Source organism: Paracoccus aerodenitrificans, from assembly GCF_027913215.1.
Taxonomy (GTDB): domain Bacteria; phylum Pseudomonadota; class Alphaproteobacteria; order Rhodobacterales; family Rhodobacteraceae; genus Paracoccus; species Paracoccus aerodenitrificans.
Genome location: NZ_CP115784.1, coordinates 2,049,898 through 2,067,017, shown reverse-complemented (window position 1 = coordinate 2,067,017; position 17,120 = coordinate 2,049,898). Strand labels below are relative to the sequence as shown.

The following is a 17,120-nucleotide window of genomic DNA, read 5'->3' as shown; positions in this document are numbered from 1 at the left end:
TGGAATCAGGCCGGGGCTCAGGCCTTGGCGTCTTCTTCGGCAGGTGCCGGAGCGGCGATCTGCTCCGGTGCCGCCGGGGCAGGTAATTCGCCCATTACTGCCGGTGCCTGCTTCATCATCATCCGCAGAATAACAATCAGTTCCTCGCGCAGATCGCCGCGTTTGGTGACACGATCCAGCATCCCGTGCTCCAGCAGATATTCGGCCCGCTGGAAGCCTTCGGGAAGCTTTTCGCGGATGGTCTGCTCGATGACACGCGGCCCGGCAAAGCAGATCAGCGCATTGGGTTCCGCGATCTGAACATCGCCGAGCATCGCATAGGAGGCTGTGACGCCTCCGGTCGTCGGATGAGTCAGAACCACGATATAGGGCAGTTGCGCCTCTTTCAGCATCTCGACGGCGACGGTGGTGCGGGGCATCTGCATCAGGGACAGAATCCCTTCCTGCATCCTCGCCCCTCCGGCGGCCGAGAACAGAACCAGCGGCCGTCTGGTCTTCACGGCACGCTCGGCCGCGGCAATGATGGCGTTGCCGACATACATGCCCATCGAGCCGGCCATGAACGAAAAATCCTGCGCGGCGGCGACGACCGGAGTACGACCGATCTCGCCCTCGCCGACCAGCATCGCTTCCTTTTCGCCGGTGGATTTCTGCGCCGCTTTCATCCTCTCGGGATATTTCTTCTGATCGCGGAATTGCAGCGGATCGGCAATCGGCTCGGGAACCGATATTTCCTTGAAAATGCCGCTGTCGAACAGCGCATTGAAGCGGTCACGCGGTGAAATCGGCAGATGATGTTCGCAATTCGTGCAGACCTGTAGGTTGTCGGCCAGTTCGCGATGGAACAGCATGGTCCCGCATTCAGGGCATTTGCTCCAGAGATTCTCGGGGACTTCCCGCCGCGAGAACAGCGAATTGAGGCGCGGGCGGACATAATTCGTGATCCAGTTCATCGACGGCTGCTCCTCGGCGGACTTTCGGCACAGATAGGCCGGGAGCCGGAGAATTGCAATTGCACCTGCAGAGTTGTCAGGGTTTGATGGGCGACCATGTGGACATCCCTGTTAGCCTTTACACATTACTTTCTGGCACTGCTTGTCGTCTTGCGGGTCCTGACGCGCTCGCGGATGGAGCCCTCGGTCCGCGTTGCCTGGATCATCGTCGTGGAATCGCTTCCTGTGGTGGGCATTCTTGCCTATCTGCTGTTCGGCGAGGTGCGTATCGCGCAGGCCGAGCGGCAGCGTTCCGCGGATGTCAGGCAGCGGCTGACCGGCATGTGGGTGCCCAGTCCCAATGCCGTGACGGACCCGCCGGACTGGATCGCGGGGATCGTCGGCAGTGTGCGGGCGGTCGGAGGCATGGACCCGGTCAGCGGCAATCGCTTCGATCTGCTGGACGAGGGCGATAATGCGTTCGACCGGATGATCGATGCCATAGATTCGGCGCAGGATCATGTCCATGTGCTGTTCTATATCTGGCTGGACGATACGTCGGGACGGCGTGTTGCCGAGGCACTGATTCGCGCGGCTGAACGCGGCGTGGCCTGCCGTATCGTCGTGGATGCGTTCGGCTCGCGCAGCTTTATCCGGTCCGCGATATGGAACGCGATGGAAAATGCCGGGATCGAAACGGTTCAGGCGATGCCTACGGGAATCTCGCTTTTCAGAGCGCTGACACGGCGGCTGGATCTGCGAAATCACCGCAAGATCGTGCTTGTCGACCACAGGATTGGCTTCACGGGCAGCAGGAATGCCGCCGATATGGCTTTCTCGGCGAAACCGAAATATGCGCCCTGGATCGATGTATGGTTCAGCATCGAAGGGCCTGTGCTGCGCCAGATGCAGGCCGTCTTTCTGGCTGACTGGATGAGCTATACCGGCAGCGATCTGGGAACAGAATTGCTGAATACCGTCCCTGCCGTGGAAAAACCGGGCGTGATCGCGCAGGCTCTTGCGACAGGTCCGGACCGGCGTCAGGGAAGCGTTTCCGACTGCATTACGGCGATGCTGGCCGCTGCACGGAAAAATGTCGTAATCACGACGCCTTATTACGTGCCGACAACCGCGCTTGATAATGCGCTTCAGGCCTGTGCGCGGCGCGGGGTGGATGTGACGCTGATCCTGCCCGCGCGGAACGATTCGCTTTTTGTCGAGGCATCATCGGAAGGTTTCTATCTTGGTTTGCTGCGGGCAGGCGTGCGGATCATGCAATTCAAAGGCGGTTTGCTGCATTCCAAGCTGGCCACTGTCGATGGGCGAGTAGCGATGATCGGCAGCGGAAATCTGGATCGGCGCAGTTTTGAACTGAACTATGAAATGAATCTGCTTGTCTCAGGTGAAGGCATCATAGACCGAATCGATGAGCGTCAGAAAACCTATATCGCACGTGCGCGTGAGTTGACACTTGCCGAAGTTGAAGCATGGCCGGTCTGGCGCAAAATCCGCAATAATACTTTATCGCTTGCCACGCCGCTGCTTTGAGCGGCATGACAAGGGGTGATTCTGCCGTTGAAGGCCGGGTTTCGCTTTCAGCCAGCGGGGTCTGCATAGACAGCAGTCCAGAAATGCGACTTTCCATCAGCCGACAGCGCATGTCCGATGCCGAATTCCGATATGCTTGGCAGCAAGATATTGTTGCGATGGTTGGGAGAGCGCGACCACTCCGTCAGTGTGCGGTTCAGGTCGAAATTTCCCGCCGCAATATTTTCGGCGGTAATACGCGGACGATATCCAACGGCTTTCACCCGCTCAGCCGGTCCCGCACTATGGCTGCCGCGATGGCTCATCCAGCCGAAACTGGCCATATCACAGGCATGCGCCCGTGCGGCGAGTTGCAAGCTGCGGTTTGCCTTAAGCGGTTCCAGACCATGCCGGGCGCGCAATCCGTTTGTATATGAGAGTGCTGATGCAGACATATCAGCGGTTGTTTCAGAACAGCTTGCGGCGCCGGCCGCGCTGACCTGGACGGGTTGTCCGCCCTTTACACTGACGACACCGGATGGCAGCCGTGGAGATACCGTCGATGTCCGTGCATGGATCGTTTTTTCCTTGGGTCTGGGATCGCTTGAGCAGGAACAAATGGCCATCAGCGCTGCGGAAAGCGCAATCATAACAGAAATTTTCATGATGAACCTCAGTTCGTCGAAATTGTCGTGAAAAAATCGGGAACTAAGACCGGACCATCTCAGGGTGCGGTAAAAAGATTAAAACAACCTTAACGCGCCTTGTCCGATTGTGCCGGCTTGTTTATGCCGATCTCGGGCTTTGTTTTTGGACGGGAATTCAGATGGCAACTCGAGCCAAAATCTGGCTGCATCGCGCCATGCGCCGGAGGGTGCAGAAACAGTGGTCTTCGCTGAGTGCTTCGGTTTCAGGGATGGCGCCGAACCGCTTGCGCGAACTGTCTGATGAGGCGGCGACACTTCGCCGCGATCTGGACCGGTTTATTCAGCAATCATCGCACCGCGTTCTTGCGTCGCGGGCAGATATCTACTCACTTCAACTGCCGCTCGGCAGCGATTGGCGTTGGCGGCCCGGTCTGCTGTCGCGCCGCGCGGTTCCCTCGGGGCTTGCGCTGCCGGAACCCGGTGCGCGGCTTGGGGAGGATGCTACCATCTGGCATGATTGCGAAGAGCGTGCACTGACACTGCGCCAGATCCAGAATGTGCATACGACCGATCTCGCAAGCTACGCGATCCGTATCGAGGTGCTGGGATTTACAGGCAGCTTCCTGTCGCTGGCCATAGATCTGCCGGATGAGGCTTTGAACGGCCTGACCCGCAATCACATTCTGCGGCTGGATACCGCGATCGAGATCGAGCGGGATATGGATATTTATGCCAGGATGAATATCGGGAACGGCCCGAATACCGAGGAGTTGGTAAGGCATCTGGGTGAATTGCGTGCGGGGCCTGTAAACAGCCATGTCATCGAATTTGATCTTGCATTGACAGAGATGAACGAGAGGCGTCTGGACAGGATCTGGCTGGATCTGATCTTCGAGAAACCGGTGATGAATGCGATCAATCTGCGCGAGATCGTTTTGTCGCGGCGGTCTCGTGCCAATTTATAGGGGTGACATGTCTGAATTCGAATCGCTGGGACTGAAAGGCGGTGTCTGGGCGGGACGCCTGAAACGTGAGCAAGTTCCTGAGCGTGTTCTGCTGGTTCACATGGGCGATCCTGTTGCCGAGGCGCGGCCTCAGCAAGAGGAAGATGGCGCATGGCGGATCGAGATCGCTGTGCCTGCGAACAGACTGTCGGATGGGGTGCAAAGCTTCATGCTGATGGCGGATCAGGGTGCCGAGGCGACTCCGGGCGTTGTGGCAGAGCGGCTGGCGGTGCTGAATATCGTGGCCGGGCGTCCTCTGGAGATGGATCTGAGGGCGGAAATAGACCTGATCCGGGCCGAGCTGGATCTGCTGAAGCGTGAATTGCGTCGGATGGCGACAAGCCAGGGCTGACCGAAGGATCAGCGCTGCCAGTAATGATAGGCGGCGATTTCCGAGAAGCCGAGGGTTTTATACAGGGCGATGGCAGGCCGGTTCTGCGCAGTCACCGCAAGAAACATGGTTTTGCAGCCCTGTTGCTGCGCCCAGAAAGCGGCGTTTCTGACGATCCAGCCTGCCAGACCTTTGCGACGCTGAGTCTCGATGACTTCTAGGGCGTGAAGCGCGGCATGGTCTCTGGCAGCGGCGACGAAAGCCGTGCCTGCTGCGCGGTCGTCGATACGGCCAAGGATTGACGTTTTGGGAAGCTCAACGCGTGACATGATCTCCTGCCGCGCCGCACCAATTCCCTGCTCCGTCCACAATTCTTTCTGAATCGCCAGAGGCGGCCAGATGGCGAAGCTTGTCACGGGCGGAATATCGCGATCCGCCAGTTCCGTGACAGCCGCGGACAGGATCAGCGTCCTTGTGTTTGGCTGCCAGTCGCGTGTTTTGAGGATCTCTTCAAGCGGATGGCCCTCGGGCACCCGGAAGGCCGGGTTCTGCGACCAGCCTTGATGTATCTCGACGGCACGGTCGATATCATCCTCGTGACATTCGGACCCTGTTGGCCGGGTTGAACTGACGCGCATTCCGCCGCCGAGTCCGCGACCTGTGCGCAGCCCTCCGGTCTCGATATATTCTGCTGCAGGCCAGCTTTCCTCGAAGGCGCGTTCCAGCGACGGGGACATGATCAGGCCCCGACCTTCAGCTTCAACTCCGCCATTGCCGAGGCAACCCGTGCGCTATCAAGGCCGCGCACGACCAGTACCGTCCCGTAAACGCCGTCTTTTTGCCAGGGATAGGACCCCAGTGACAGGTCGGAATAGCTTTCCGCTACGGCTTTCAGTTCCTCTGCGACATCGGATTCGCCGCGATCGACGTTAAGGGATTCGCTGACCGGAGGCTGGCCGACTGGCAGGGTCGGCAGCACGGCGTCTACCATTGCGCGGAAGACCTCGGGGACACCGGCCATGACATAGGTGTGGCCCAGATGGAATCCCGGTGCGGCGCTGACCGAATTTGGGATCAGTTCAGCGCCGAGCGGGATACGTGCCATGCGGGTGCGGTTGCCGGTGACAGGCACGCCACGCGCCTCCCATCTTGCACGCATGACCGCCAGTGCGTCTTCGTTCATCTCGATGCCGACGCCGAATGTCTCTGCGACCGCATCGGCTGTCACGTCGTCATGGGTCGGACCGATCCCGCCCGATGTGAACAGAAGATCGTAGCGCCCGCCGAGAGAGCTGTCGAGCGCACGGATCGCCTCGGAGATCAGCGGTTTTTCATCGGCGACGACACGAATTTCCTTGAGGTCGATGCCGACGCTGTTCAGCACGCCCGCCAGATAATGCGCGTTTCCCTCACGGGTCCGACCAGAGAGGATCTCATCGCCGATAACCAGAATGGCGGCGGTCTTGTTGTTGGATTGCATGGGAACCTCCGTAAGCAGGCGCAGTTTACGCGCGGCTGAGGGGTGGAACAAGTCGCCCGGCATGGTTATGTCAGGGCCAGAACGAGGTTTACCCATGAATGACGGCTCTCTGACGCGGGAAGGAATCCGCATCCATCAGCCCGGCGATTTTGCGGGCATGCATAAAGCTGGCAAATTGGCGGCGCAGATCCTCGATGAGGTCGGTCCGCTTGTGCAGCCCGGCGCGACGACCGGGGCGATAGACGATTTCATTCGCAACCGGATCGAAGAGGCTGGCGCGATTTCCGCCACGATCGGTTATCGCGGTTATCAGCATGCAAGCTGTATCAGCGTCAATCATGTCGTCTGCCACGGCATACCGGGTGAAAAGGTCCTGAAGGATGGTGATATCCTGAATATCGACGTCACGGTGATCGTCGATGGGTGGTATGGTGATACGTCACGCATGTATGTGGCGGGCAAGCCCTCGGTAAAGGCGCGTCGTCTGATGCAGGTCACGCATGATGCGCTGATGAAGGGGATTGAGGCGGTACGCCCCGGCGCAACATTCGGCGATATTGGCTGGGCGATTCAGGAATATGCCGAGGGGCAGCGCATGTCCGTGGTGCGCGATTTCTGCGGGCACGGTCTGGGCCGGGTCTTTCACGCCGCGCCGAATGTGCTGCATTTCGGTCGGCCGGGGAAGGGGCCTAAGATCGAGGAAGGCATGTTCTTCACCATTGAGCCGATGATCAATCTGGGCCGGGCGGAAACCAAGGTTCTGGCCGATGACTGGACCGCCGTGACGCGGGACAAATCGCTTTCCGCCCAGTTTGAGCATTCCATCGGTGTGACTGCGGATGGGGCGGAAATCTTTACCCTGTCGCCGGTGGGTAAATTCTTCCCCGATTTGGGCTGATCCGGCGATCTCGCTGCGGCGGGAAGATCCTGCGTGATAACAGACGCCTCGGATTTGCATAAAATCCGGGGTGTCTTTTTTTTGCCCCGAATCGCAATGTTGTGGAAACCGTGCCGGTCGGCCAGAAGGCAAGAGCCATCCTTTGCGCGTGGTGGATAATTGGTCGTATCGGAAGGGTTCTGGGGCGGTGTCAGACGCTCTTATTCACAGAGGATGTAAAATCTCTGCGCTTGCTAATATGCGGGGGTTGACCTGCAATTGATGACCTAGCATTAGCCCGCTGATGAAGCTGTCCGATTTCGACTTCGACCTGCCCGAGGCGCTGATTGCAACGCGCCCTGCAAGGCCCCGCAGCGCGGCCCGGTTGCTGGTGGCTGACAGCGACGGACTCGCGGATCGTCATGTGTTTGATCTGCCGGAATTGCTTCAGCCGGGCGATCTGCTGGTACTGAACGATACGAAGGTGATCCCGGCAAGGCTTTCGGGAACACGGACCCGGACGACGCCGCAGGGGGACGTCACCGCGAAAATAGAGATCACGCTGCTTGAGCCTGCGGCTGATGGATGGCGGGCTCTGGCCCGGCCTCTGCGCAAGCTCAGGCAGGGCGAGACGATTCGCTTCGGTGATACTCTGTCCGCTCGGGTTGAAGCCTTGCGCGATACTGAACTCACGCTGCAATTCGATGCGAAGGGTGGGGCTCTGGATGAGGCTCTGGAAAAGGTCGGAAAGATGCCTCTGCCACCATATATCGCCGCGCAGCGCGCACCGGATGAGGCGGATCGCACCGATTATCAGACCGTCTGGGCGCGAAATTCAGGGGCGGTGGCGGCTCCGACCGCCAGCCTGCATTTCGATGATGCCTTGCTGGAAGCGCTGCGCCTGCGCGAAATCCGCTTTGCCCATGTCACATTGCATGTCGGTGCCGGGACGTTTTTGCCGGTAAAGGTTGAGGATGTGAAAACCCATCGGATGCATGCCGAATGGGGAGAGGTCACTCCGGAGGCCGCCGCTGTAATCAATGAGACCAAGGCTGCTGGCGGGCGGATTATCCCGGTGGGGACGACGGCGCTCAGGCTGATCGAAACGGCTGCCGACGATGCGGGGCGCGTCGCGCCGTTTGCGGCGGAGACGGATATTTTTATCTATCCGGGCTATCGGTTCAAAGTCACCGATGCGCTGATGACAAATTTTCACCTGCCGAAATCGACGCTTCTGATGCTGGTCTCGGCGCTGATGGGGCAGGATCGCGTTCGTGACATCTATCGTCACGCAGTTGATACGGAATACCGGTTCTTTTCCTACGGCGATGCATCGCTGCTTATTCCCGAGGGGACAAAATGATTTCGGTTCTGCGTTCGACATGGCCACTTCTTCTTGGCATCATGCTGCTGCTTGTCGGCAACGGGATGCAGGGTACGCTGCTGGGTATTCGCGGCGGGATCGAGACCATGTCGACCGATCGGCTTGCCGTGGTCATGTCCGCCTATTTCGGCGGTTTCCTTCTGGGCAGCATGTTCGCGCCGGGCATGATCCAGAGGGTCGGGCATGTGCGCGTCTTCGCTGCGCTCGGCTCACTCATTTCGGCGGTTCTGATCATGTATCCGGCGATCCCGAACTGGATTGTCTGGGCGCTTCTGCGCCTGCTGATCGGTTTCTCGTTCTCGGGTGTCTATATCACGGCTGAAAGCTGGCTGAACGCCTCGACCAGCAACGATAAGCGCGGCCAGGCGATGTCGCTTTATATGATCGTGCAGATGATCGGTGTGATCACGGCACAGCTTCTGGTCAATATCGGCGATCCTGGCGGCTATACGGTGTTCATCATTCCGTCCGTTCTGGTTTCTCTGGCCTTCACGCCCATTCTTCTGTCGGTCCAGCCAGCCCCGGCCTTCGGAGAACTGAAACGGATGAGCTTTCTGCGTCTCTATCGCGTCAGCCCTCTGGGATGTGTCGGGATCTGTATCATGGGCAGCGTGTTCTCAGCCCTGCTGGGGATGACCTCGGTCTGGGGGACGATTGAAGGGCTCAGCGTACGTGAGATTTCGGGTGTCGTTGCGGCAATCTATCTTGGCGGGTTGATCGCACAGTTCCCCATCGGCTGGCTATCGGACCGGATGGATCGCCGCCGTCTGATGCTGCAATTGCTGATCCTGGGCGTGGTTGGAGTGACGCTTGTCCTCAGCTTTGATCTGGGGATCTGGGGCATCCTTGCCGGTGCCGCACTTGCCGGAGCGGTGGCCAACCCGGTTTACGCACTGCTTCTGGCCCATGCCAATGATCTGCTGGATGCGGATGATATGGCAGCCGCCTCGGCCGGGCTGATGTTCCTGAACGGGGTGGGCGCTGTCGGTGGTCCTTTGATCGTGGGTCGCCTGATGGCGCTTGTCGGGCCGGACGGATACTGGATCTATGTCGGCCTTCTGATGTCGCTGCTTGCCGCATATACGGCATGGCGCATGACCCGTCGTGAATCCGTTGCGACAAGCGAGACCGGCGGTTACGCCGTGGTGACGCCGACCGTCAGCCCTGTTGCTGTCGAATATACTTTCGAAGCCAGTTCTGACGATCCGCGCCCGGCTGATGAGGCCGAGGAGCAGGATCTGGCCGCTGCGGAAGATTATTCACCGGGCGAGGCCGGGAACGCGCCGCAAGATCCGGAATCGTCTGGCGGATCCGTACAGGATGAGGGAAGCGGCGAAGGTGATGATCGCCGCTGACCTGTTAAAGACCCAAATCCCGCTTGCGAAGCTTCGCCGTCGCTGCAACCATGACTGCGATGATCGGAGTACAGAATATGACGCCACAGGACGTAATCCAATTCTGGCTTGAGGATGTGGGCGAAAAGCAGTGGTACGAGTCAAGCGACGCCCTCGACCAGCGTTGCCGGGATCAGTTTTCCGAAGCCTGGAGCCATGCGGATACACTTGCCGAATCCTGGTCAGGCAGCCGCGAAGGTGCATTGGCAACGCTGATCCTGACCGATCAACTGCCGCGCAACATGTTCCGCGATGAGGCGCGAAGCTTTGCGACCGACAAGCTGGCCCGGCAGACGGCGGATAAGGCAATCGCCGCCGGTTTCGACATGCAAACCGAAGATGCACCACGTCAGTTTTTTTATATGCCTTTCATGCATTCCGAGGAAATGGGTGACCAGAATCGCGCTGTAACGCTGTTTGAAGAACGCCTTCCCGGCAATAATTTGCGTCATGCCAGGCTGCATCGCGACGTCATTCGCAGCTTCGGACGCTTCCCCTGGCGCAACGACGCCCTTGGCCGGGAAACGACTCCGCGCGAGAGAGAGTTCCTTGAACAAGGCGGCTATGCAGCGATGGTTAAGGGAACCCTGTCGCTTGATGAGGCCGGGTAATTGGTTTAACGTTGAACTATATTTTCCGAGGAGGTTGGCATGGCTCAGAGTTTCGACGTGATCGTAATCGGGGCGGGACCCGGCGGCTATGTGGCGGCGATCCGCGCAGCGCAGTTGGGAATGAAGGTCGCTTGTGTCGAGCGCGAGCATTTGGGTGGCATCTGCCTGAACTGGGGCTGCATCCCGACCAAGGCGCTGCTGCGCTCGGCCGAGGTTTATCACCTGATGGAGCGTGCCAAGGATTTCGGCCTTTCTGCCGATAAGTTCGACTATGACATCGAAAAAGTCGTCGAACGGTCGCGCGGTGTCGCCAAGCAGCTTTCCGGCGGTGTCGGTCATCTGCTGAAGAAGAACAAGGTCACTGTCGTGATGGGGGCCGCGACCATTCCCGCGCCCGACAAGGTCAGCGTCAAGACCGATAAGGGAAGCGAAGAGCTGACCGCGAAGAATATCATCCTCGCAACCGGCGCCCGCGCTCGCGAATTGCCGGGGCTGGAGCCTGACGGCAAGCGCGTCTGGAATTACAAACACGCGCTGAAACCGCCGCATATGCCGAAGAAATTGCTGGTGATCGGCTCGGGAGCGATCGGGATCGAGTTTGCCAGCTTCTTCAACACGCTCGGGGCCGACACGACGGTTGTCGAGGTCATGGACCGTGTCCTGCCGGTCGAAGACGCCGAAATCAGTGCTCTGGCCAAGAAGCAATTCGAAAAACAGGGCATGAAGATCATGGAGAAGGCGACGGTGAAGTCGCTGGACCGTAAGGATGACAAGGTGATCGCCTCGGTCGAAGCCGGTGGCAAAACCGAGAAGATGGAATTCGACACGGTGATCTCTGCTGTCGGGATTGTCGGCAATGTCGAGGATCTCGGGCTGGAGAAACTGGGCGTCAAGATCGACCGCACCCATGTTGTCACCGATGAATATTGCCGCACCGGCGTGGACGGTCTGTATGCGATTGGCGACGTGGCGGGTGCGCCCTGGCTTGCGCATAAGGCCAGCCATGAGGGGACGATGGTTGCCGAACTTATCGCGGGGCAAAATGTCCACCCGATCAAGCCGAGCTCGATCCCCGGCTGTACCTATTGCAACCCGCAGGTCGCGTCAGTCGGACTGACCGAGGAAAAGGCGAAAGCCGCCGGATATACGGTCAAGGTCGGCAAATTCCCCTTCATCGGCAACGGCAAGGCCATCGCGCTTGGAGAGCCGGACGGGCTGGTGAAAACTGTCTTCGACGCCAAGACCGGAGAGCTTCTGGGCGCACATATGGTCGGTGCCGAAGTCACCGAACTGATTCAGGGCTATGTCGTCGGCAAGACGCTGGAAACCACGGAAGCAGAGTTGATGGAAAGCATCTTCCCGCATCCGACCCTCTCGGAGATGATGCACGAATCAGTCCTCTCGGCCTATGGTCGCGCCATCCATTTCTGATTTCTTCTTCACAAAAATATCCCGGGGTGAGCCGCGCAAGCGGCGAGGGGCAGCGCCCCTTACCCCGTCGGACGGCGCGTCAGAAACTCGCGCCGTCAACCATTTTTGCGGAAAGGCTGCGCGGATCCACGCCCTCAAGGCAATTGACGTTGATCCCGATCATCTTCTGCCCGTTATTCTCACCGACCGCATAGGCTTCGACCCCGCAAGTCGGACAGAAGCGGTGCGAAATCGCGTTCTTGTTGAACAGAAATTCGGTCGTCGGCCCGTCGCGGACCATTCTGACCGATTCGGCCGGCACAAAGCTCCAGACCGCGCCGATTCGCTGGCAGCGTGAGCAATTGCAGATATTCACCTGATCCAGATCAGTATCTACCTCGAACGTGACCGCGCCGCACTGGCAGCTTCCGGTATAGTGATGAACAGCCATTTCACTCTCCCATTTGTTCTGTTAATGTTCTATCAGCTTGTGCTTTCGGACTCCATGATTATCTGATGCGCTTGGGCCAGAACGGCGGGACATATCCATGGAACAGAAGTTCATCGAAATTCGCGGTGCGCGGGAACATAACCTCAAGAACGTGGATATGGATATTCCGCGCGATCAGCTTGTGGTGATTACCGGGCTGTCCGGGTCGGGGAAATCTTCGCTGGCGTTCGATACGATCTATGCGGAAGGGCAGCGGCGCTATGTCGAAAGCCTGTCTGCCTATGCACGGCAATTTCTCGATATGGCGGGCAAGCCGGATGTGGACCATATCAGCGGGCTGAGCCCGGCGATCTCCATCGAGCAGAAGACGACCAGCAAGAACCCGCGCTCCACCGTCGGCACGGTGACCGAGATCTATGACTATCTGCGCCTGCTATTTGCCCGCGTCGGGACGCCCTACAGCCCCGCCACCGGCCTGCCCATCGAGGCGCAGCAGGTGCAGGATATGGTCGATCGCATCATGGCGATGGAGGAGGGAACGCGCGGCTATCTTCTGGCGCCCATCGTGCGGGACCGGAAGGGGGAATATAAGAAGGAATTCCTCGAACTGCGCAAACAGGGTTTTCAGCGCGTGAAGGTCGATGGCGAGTTTTACGAAATCGATACGCCGCCGGAGCTCGACAAGAAATATCGCCATAATATCGACGTGGTGGTCGACCGCCTTGTTGTCCGCGAAGGGATGGAGACGCGGCTTGCCGATTCCCTGCGCACCGCCCTCGATCTGGCGAGCGGTATCGCGATCCTCGAAATCGCGAGTGGCGCAGGGGAGGAAAGCGATGCGGGCGAACCCGAGCGTATCACTTTCAGCGAAAATTTCTCTTGCCCGGTCAGCGGCTTCACCCTGCCGGAGATCGAGCCGCGCCTGTTTTCCTTCAACGCGCCGATGGGGGCTTGCCCGGAATGCGACGGGCTTGGGGTCGAGTTATTCTTCGACGAACATCTGGTGGTGCCGGATCAGGCGCTGTCGATTGCAGGTGGTGCCATCGCGCCCTGGGCCAAGTCGAAATCCGCCTATCTGACCCAGACCGTCAACGCGCTCGCCAAGCATTACGGCTTCGACAAGAAAACCCCGTGGCGCGATCTGCCCGAGAAAATCAAAAAGCTGTTCCTCTATGGCTCGGACAAGGATGAGATCAAGTTCCGCTTTGACGATGCCGGTCGCATCTATGAGGTGACGCGCCAGTTCGAGGGCGTCATCCCGAACATGCAGCGCCGCCTGCGTGAAAGCGATTCCAACTGGGTTCGCGAGGAGATGGAGCGGTATCAGAACAACCGCCCCTGCCAGGTCTGCAATGGCTATCGCCTCCGCCCCGAGGCGCTTTGCGTCAGGATCGCCGATCATCATGTCGGACAGGTGGTTGAGAAATCCATTCACGAGGCGCTTGACTGGGTACAGGATGCGCCGAACCATCTGGGCAAGCAGAAAAACGAAATCGCTGTCGCGATCCTGAAAGAGATCCGCGAAAGGCTAGGTTTTCTGGTCAATGTCGGGCTGGACTACCTGACGCTGTCCCGCGCGGCGGGGACACTTTCTGGCGGCGAAAGCCAGCGGATCCGGCTGGCCAGCCAGATCGGCTCGGGGCTGACCGGCGTGCTCTATGTGCTGGATGAGCCGTCCATCGGGCTGCATCAGCGTGATAATGACCGCCTGATCAGCACACTGAAAGGGCTGCGTGATCAAGGGAACTCGGTGATCGTGGTCGAGCATGACGAGGATGCGATCCGCAATGCCGATTACGTCTTCGACATGGGGCCGGGAGCAGGTGTGCATGGCGGTGGGGTGGTCGCCAAAGGCACGCCCGAGGAAATCGCCGCCGACAGTGCCAGCCTCACCGGGCAATATCTGTCCGGGATTCGCGAGATCGCCGTGCCGCAGGAACGCCGCAAGGGGACGGGAAAGGCCGTCACCGTGGTCGGCGCAACCGGGAACAACCTGAAGAACGTGACCGCCGAATTCCCGCTTGGCAAATTCGTCTGCGTCACCGGCGTGTCGGGCGGCGGCAAATCCACCCTGACCATCGAAACCCTGTTCAAAACCGCCTCGGCGCGGCTGAACGGTGCGCGTCAGGCCCCTGCGCCGTGTGAAACGATCAAGGGGCTGGAAAATCTCGACAAGGTCATCGACATCGACCAACGCCCCATCGGACGTACCCCGCGCTCGAACCCGGCGACCTATACCGGCGCTTACGATCATATCCGCGACTGGTTTGCCAATCTGCCGGAATCGAAAGCGCGGGGCTATAAGCCCGGGCGGTTCAGTTTCAACGTCAAGGGCGGGCGCTGCGAGGCCTGTCAGGGCGACGGCGTCATCAAGATCGAGATGCATTTCCTGCCCGACGTCTATGTCGAATGCGAAACTTGCCACGGCAAGCGCTATAACCGCGAGACGCTGGAGGTGCTGTTCAAGGGCAAGTCCATCGCCGATGTACTGGCCATGACCATCGAAGAGGCGCAGGAATTCTTCAAGGCGGTTCCCTCGATCCGGCGTAAGATGGATGCGCTGATGCAGGTGGGCCTTGGCTATGTGAAGGTCGGCCAGCAGGCGACAACGCTGTCAGGTGGCGAGGCACAGCGGGTCAAGCTGGCGAAGGAACTCAGCCGCGCCTCGACCGGCAAGACGCTTTATATTCTTGATGAGCCGACCACCGGGCTGCATTTCGAGGATGTCCGCAAGCTTCTGGAGGTGCTGCATCACCTTGTCGAACAGGGCAATACGGTGGTTGTGATCGAGCATAATCTGGATGTCATCAAAACCGCCGACTGGATCGTCGATATCGGCCCCGAAGGCGGTGATGGTGGCGGACAGATCGTGGCGACCGGCACGCCCGAGGATGTTGCCGAGGTCGCGGAAAGCCATACCGGGCGCTATCTGGGACCGATGCTGCCAGTCCGGCCGGTGAAGCAGGCACTGCGGCAAAAGTAACACGGGTGCGGCGCAAAGGCTGCAATTTGTTCAAAATAACGGGAACCTCGCGGCCGAACTCTTGCTTTCACCTGCGTTGCGGGGCGATAGCCGGTTAATGAATGGGCTGCGTTCGCCGCCGCCTATACTGTTTTTACGTCTCCGGTCTGCTCCTGGAGCGTCATGGAAGGAAGTCAGAATGCGCATTATCTATGTCGCGCTTGCTGCCGTTCTCGGCCTCGCTGCCTGCGGTCCAAGCCAGCCCGTCGTTACCGCTCCACAGAAATTCGTTCCCAGCTATTACGAGGCACGCGTCGATAGCGGCCCGAACGGAGAGCCGATCGATATCGCAGCGGTGAAGACAGCCTATCTGAATGAGCGCACGATGCGCACCACCGTTCCTTATAACGGACCCGAATCCGCCGGCACGATCGTTGTCGATCCGTTTGCACGGCTGCTCTATTATGTGCAGGCCGGTGGCATGGCGGAGCGTTATGGCGTTGCTGTCGGCAAGGCCGGTCAGAACTTCTCTGGCAACGGAACGATTGCCCGCAAGGCGGAATGGCCAAGCTGGACGCCGACCGCGAACATGGTTGCCACCCAGCCAGAGCTTTATGGCCCGCTGAAAGGCGGCATGGCCGGCGGTCCGGAAAACCCGCTGGGTTCGCGTGCGCTGTATCTGTATCAGGGCGGTCGCGACACATACTACCGGATCCACGGCACGGTAGACCCGTCGTCAATCGGCAAGGCGACCTCGGCAGGATGTATCCGCATGTTCAATCAGGACATCATGGATCTGTTCAACCGCGTGCCGAACGGAACCCCGGTGCATGTCCGGACACGCGCCGAAAGCGTTCAGTATGAGGGTCGCGTCATCGAGTCGCCCGAGGGTTATGCAATCCCGGCCAGCCAGACGATGGATGCCGCAATGCCGACTGCAGCACCTGGTGTCAGTCCGGTCGAAAGCGCCGTTCGGGGATAAGTAAATATTTTGTGACATTCGGGACCCCGGCCTTTCAGGCCGGGGTTTTCCGTTCAAGCGACGGAAATTTTTGGAACTTCCTTTGCCGGTTAGCGTCAGTTATGATGGATTTGTACAACCGGGGACTGAAATGCCGAATTTTAACAGGGAAGAACATCGTGCCCTTTCGGGTGATGAGCTTGAACTGGCCCAGAAATCCCGTCGGCCGCAAATCGCGACCCTGTCCGATACAGAGCTGACGAGTATGATTTCAAGATTGCGGGCATTGCGCGACAAGGCGCGTGGCGTTGGCAATCGTCAGCGGCGTGAAGCCCGGGGCAAGGCCGATCCCGCCGGAGCTGCGCCCGCAAGCGGAAATGAAGGCACGGTTGAGAAAGAAAAATACCTTGCCGCCGCATTGCGTCGCGCTTCGGCTGAACGCAAAAAGCGCGAAGATGCGGCAGCACAGCAGGCCGGAGAGGCTGCGGCCAAACCTGCCTCCGCTGCATCGGCGGGGCGGAAAGCCGCAACGCGCAGCGGTGCGGTGAAGCGTGCATCTCGGGGCAAGGCGGGCGCACAGCCTGATCGGCGCGGCAGCGGACCGCGCAAGGTCGGCAAAGCAAAACCTGCTTCCGCTTCTCAGGATAAGACGGATGCAGGCAAGGTGATGGTCGCGGATGGCAGCGGTGCCGCCCGGACCTGCTCTGTAACGGGTCCAGTGCCTGCTGATACGAAAGCCGGACAGCGCTCTCAGAAGCCTGTCGCGGAAGCCGGCAAAGCAAGCGCTATAGCGGCGCCTGCGGTTGCTGCCGGTGTGCAGAATCAGCCGAAGGCGGAAAAGGCAGATCAGGCAACCGAGCGCGTCCGGGAATTGACCGAGGCTGCCGAGCTTCGCGCTGCCAAGGCTGACAAGGCCGCTGCGAAAGCTGCCGAGGCCGCCAGAAAGATGCAGAAGAAAGACACCAAGAAGCGCCGCAAGACCGCGGAAGAGGCTGAGGAAAAAGCTCGTAAAGCGCAGCGCAAAGCGCGGAAGGCAGCGCGTCAGGCGCGGAAGGCCGCAGCCGAGCTGGGTTAAAAGCGCCGGGCCTCGCTCATGTTCGAAATCGGCGTTCAGACGGTTTCCCGAGCCGCCGCGATTTGCTAATTCCC

General features: G+C 59.5%; 16 protein-coding genes. 11 read left to right on the top strand and 5 right to left on the bottom strand.

What is annotated here, in order from left to right:
• Positions 1–17: 17 nt before the first annotated feature.
• On the bottom strand, positions 18–953 hold the full coding sequence (gene accD / locus PAE61_RS11515; RefSeq protein WP_271112528.1) for an acetyl-CoA carboxylase, carboxyltransferase subunit beta: 936 nt from the start codon (positions 951–953) through the stop codon (positions 18–20).
• A gap of 96 nt (positions 954–1,049) precedes the next feature.
• Between accD and cls the strand changes: the two genes are divergently transcribed.
• On the top strand, positions 1,050–2,480 hold the full coding sequence (cls, locus tag PAE61_RS11510; RefSeq protein ID WP_271112527.1) for a cardiolipin synthase: 1,431 nt from the start codon (positions 1,050–1,052) through the stop codon (positions 2,478–2,480).
• Between the two features lie 47 nt (positions 2,481–2,527).
• On the opposite strand, the gene PAE61_RS11505 is transcribed toward cls, so the two are convergent.
• Positions 2,528–2,914 (bottom strand): CAP domain-containing protein, encoded by a 387-nt coding sequence (locus PAE61_RS11505; protein ID WP_271112526.1) that lies wholly within the window; start codon positions 2,912–2,914, stop codon positions 2,528–2,530.
• A 371-nt stretch (positions 2,915–3,285) separates the two neighbouring features.
• Here PAE61_RS11505 and PAE61_RS11500 point away from each other — a divergent pair, with 371 nt between their 5' ends.
• On the top strand, positions 3,286–4,071 hold the full coding sequence (locus PAE61_RS11500) for a DUF6478 family protein (protein ID WP_271112525.1): 786 nt from the start codon (positions 3,286–3,288) through the stop codon (positions 4,069–4,071).
• A gap of 7 nt (positions 4,072–4,078) precedes the next feature.
• A complete protein-coding gene (locus tag PAE61_RS11495; protein WP_271112524.1) occupies positions 4,079–4,462 on the top strand; it encodes a hypothetical protein in 384 nt (127 codons plus the stop codon).
• 8 nt (positions 4,463–4,470) lie between these two features.
• Here the strand turns inward: PAE61_RS11495 and PAE61_RS11490 are convergent, their stop codons facing one another.
• Positions 4,471–5,178, bottom strand: coding sequence for a GNAT family N-acetyltransferase (locus PAE61_RS11490; RefSeq protein WP_271112523.1), 708 nt, complete (start codon positions 5,176–5,178; stop codon positions 4,471–4,473).
• Between the two features lie 2 nt (positions 5,179–5,180).
• Positions 5,181–5,921, bottom strand: coding sequence for a competence/damage-inducible protein A (locus tag PAE61_RS11485; RefSeq protein ID WP_271112522.1), 741 nt, complete (start codon positions 5,919–5,921; stop codon positions 5,181–5,183).
• 94 nt (positions 5,922–6,015) lie between these two features.
• Here PAE61_RS11485 and map point away from each other — a divergent pair, with 94 nt between their 5' ends.
• The 5 genes from map (at position 6,016) to lpdA (ending at position 11,618) form a co-directional block, all read left to right on the top strand.
• The gene (map, locus tag PAE61_RS11480) at positions 6,016–6,819 is read left to right on the top strand and encodes a type I methionyl aminopeptidase (RefSeq protein ID WP_271112521.1); all 804 of its coding nucleotides are present in this window, start codon (positions 6,016–6,018) and stop codon (positions 6,817–6,819) included.
• Positions 6,820–7,102: 283 nt separating this feature from the next.
• Positions 7,103–8,161: a tRNA preQ1(34) S-adenosylmethionine ribosyltransferase-isomerase QueA gene (gene queA / locus PAE61_RS11475; protein ID WP_271112520.1), complete on the top strand. Its 1,059-nt coding sequence runs from the start codon at positions 7,103–7,105 to the stop codon at positions 8,159–8,161.
• Positions 8,158–9,537: an MFS transporter gene (locus PAE61_RS11470; protein WP_271112519.1), complete on the top strand. Its 1,380-nt coding sequence runs from the start codon at positions 8,158–8,160 to the stop codon at positions 9,535–9,537. The genes queA and PAE61_RS11470 overlap by 4 nt, the downstream gene beginning before the upstream one ends.
• A gap of 77 nt (positions 9,538–9,614) precedes the next feature.
• Positions 9,615–10,187, top strand: a complete 573-nt coding sequence (locus PAE61_RS11465) for a DUF924 family protein (protein ID WP_271112518.1) — start codon at positions 9,615–9,617, stop codon at positions 10,185–10,187.
• Positions 10,188–10,226: 39 nt separating this feature from the next.
• Positions 10,227–11,618 (top strand): dihydrolipoyl dehydrogenase, encoded by a 1,392-nt coding sequence (lpdA, locus tag PAE61_RS11460; protein WP_271112517.1) that lies wholly within the window; start codon positions 10,227–10,229, stop codon positions 11,616–11,618.
• 79 nt (positions 11,619–11,697) lie between these two features.
• On the opposite strand, the gene PAE61_RS11455 is transcribed toward lpdA, so the two are convergent.
• On the bottom strand, positions 11,698–12,048 hold the full coding sequence (locus PAE61_RS11455) for a GFA family protein (protein ID WP_271112516.1): 351 nt from the start codon (positions 12,046–12,048) through the stop codon (positions 11,698–11,700).
• 97 nt (positions 12,049–12,145) lie between these two features.
• Here PAE61_RS11455 and uvrA point away from each other — a divergent pair, with 97 nt between their 5' ends.
• The 3 genes from uvrA to PAE61_RS11440 all read left to right on the top strand — a co-directional run bounded on the left by uvrA (position 12,146) and on the right by PAE61_RS11440 (position 17,046).
• Positions 12,146–15,031 (top strand): excinuclease ABC subunit UvrA, encoded by a 2,886-nt coding sequence (gene uvrA / locus PAE61_RS11450; protein ID WP_271112515.1) that lies wholly within the window; start codon positions 12,146–12,148, stop codon positions 15,029–15,031.
• Positions 15,032–15,209: 178 nt separating this feature from the next.
• Positions 15,210–15,992 carry a L,D-transpeptidase gene (locus PAE61_RS11445; protein WP_271112514.1) on the top strand — a complete coding sequence of 261 codons (783 nt, stop codon included), beginning with the start codon at positions 15,210–15,212 and terminating at the stop codon, positions 15,990–15,992.
• Positions 15,993–16,122: 130 nt separating this feature from the next.
• A complete protein-coding gene (locus tag PAE61_RS11440) occupies positions 16,123–17,046 on the top strand; it encodes a hypothetical protein (protein ID WP_271112513.1) in 924 nt (307 codons plus the stop codon).
• Positions 17,047–17,120 lie beyond the last annotated feature (74 nt).

Bases quoted from the DNA above. Each gene is read 5' to 3' on its own strand.
- PAE61_RS11440 (WP_271112513.1), top strand. From the start codon at position 16,123: ATGCCGAATTTTAACAGGGAAGAACATCGTGCCCTTTCGGGTGATGAG.
- lpdA (WP_271112517.1), top strand. From the start codon at position 10,227: ATGGCTCAGAGTTTCGACGTGATCGTAATCGGGGCGGGACCCGGCGGC.
- PAE61_RS11505 (WP_271112526.1), bottom strand. From the start codon at position 2,914: ATGTCTGCATCAGCACTCTCATATACAAACGGATTGCGCGCCCGGCAT.
- accD (WP_271112528.1), bottom strand. From the start codon at position 953: ATGAACTGGATCACGAATTATGTCCGCCCGCGCCTCAATTCGCTGTTC.
- map (WP_271112521.1), top strand. From the start codon at position 6,016: ATGAATGACGGCTCTCTGACGCGGGAAGGAATCCGCATCCATCAGCCC.
- PAE61_RS11500 (WP_271112525.1), top strand. From the start codon at position 3,286: ATGGCAACTCGAGCCAAAATCTGGCTGCATCGCGCCATGCGCCGGAGG.
- PAE61_RS11490 (WP_271112523.1), bottom strand. From the start codon at position 5,178: ATGTCCCCGTCGCTGGAACGCGCCTTCGAGGAAAGCTGGCCTGCAGCA.
- PAE61_RS11465 (WP_271112518.1), top strand. From the start codon at position 9,615: ATGACGCCACAGGACGTAATCCAATTCTGGCTTGAGGATGTGGGCGAA.
- queA (WP_271112520.1), top strand. From the start codon at position 7,103: ATGAAGCTGTCCGATTTCGACTTCGACCTGCCCGAGGCGCTGATTGCA.
- PAE61_RS11495 (WP_271112524.1), top strand. From the start codon at position 4,079: ATGTCTGAATTCGAATCGCTGGGACTGAAAGGCGGTGTCTGGGCGGGA.
- PAE61_RS11470 (WP_271112519.1), top strand. From the start codon at position 8,158: ATGATTTCGGTTCTGCGTTCGACATGGCCACTTCTTCTTGGCATCATG.
- cls (WP_271112527.1), top strand. From the start codon at position 1,050: ATGTGGACATCCCTGTTAGCCTTTACACATTACTTTCTGGCACTGCTT.
- PAE61_RS11455 (WP_271112516.1), bottom strand. From the start codon at position 12,048: ATGGCTGTTCATCACTATACCGGAAGCTGCCAGTGCGGCGCGGTCACG.
- uvrA (WP_271112515.1), top strand. From the start codon at position 12,146: ATGGAACAGAAGTTCATCGAAATTCGCGGTGCGCGGGAACATAACCTC.
- PAE61_RS11445 (WP_271112514.1), top strand. From the start codon at position 15,210: ATGCGCATTATCTATGTCGCGCTTGCTGCCGTTCTCGGCCTCGCTGCC.
- PAE61_RS11485 (WP_271112522.1), bottom strand. From the start codon at position 5,921: ATGCAATCCAACAACAAGACCGCCGCCATTCTGGTTATCGGCGATGAG.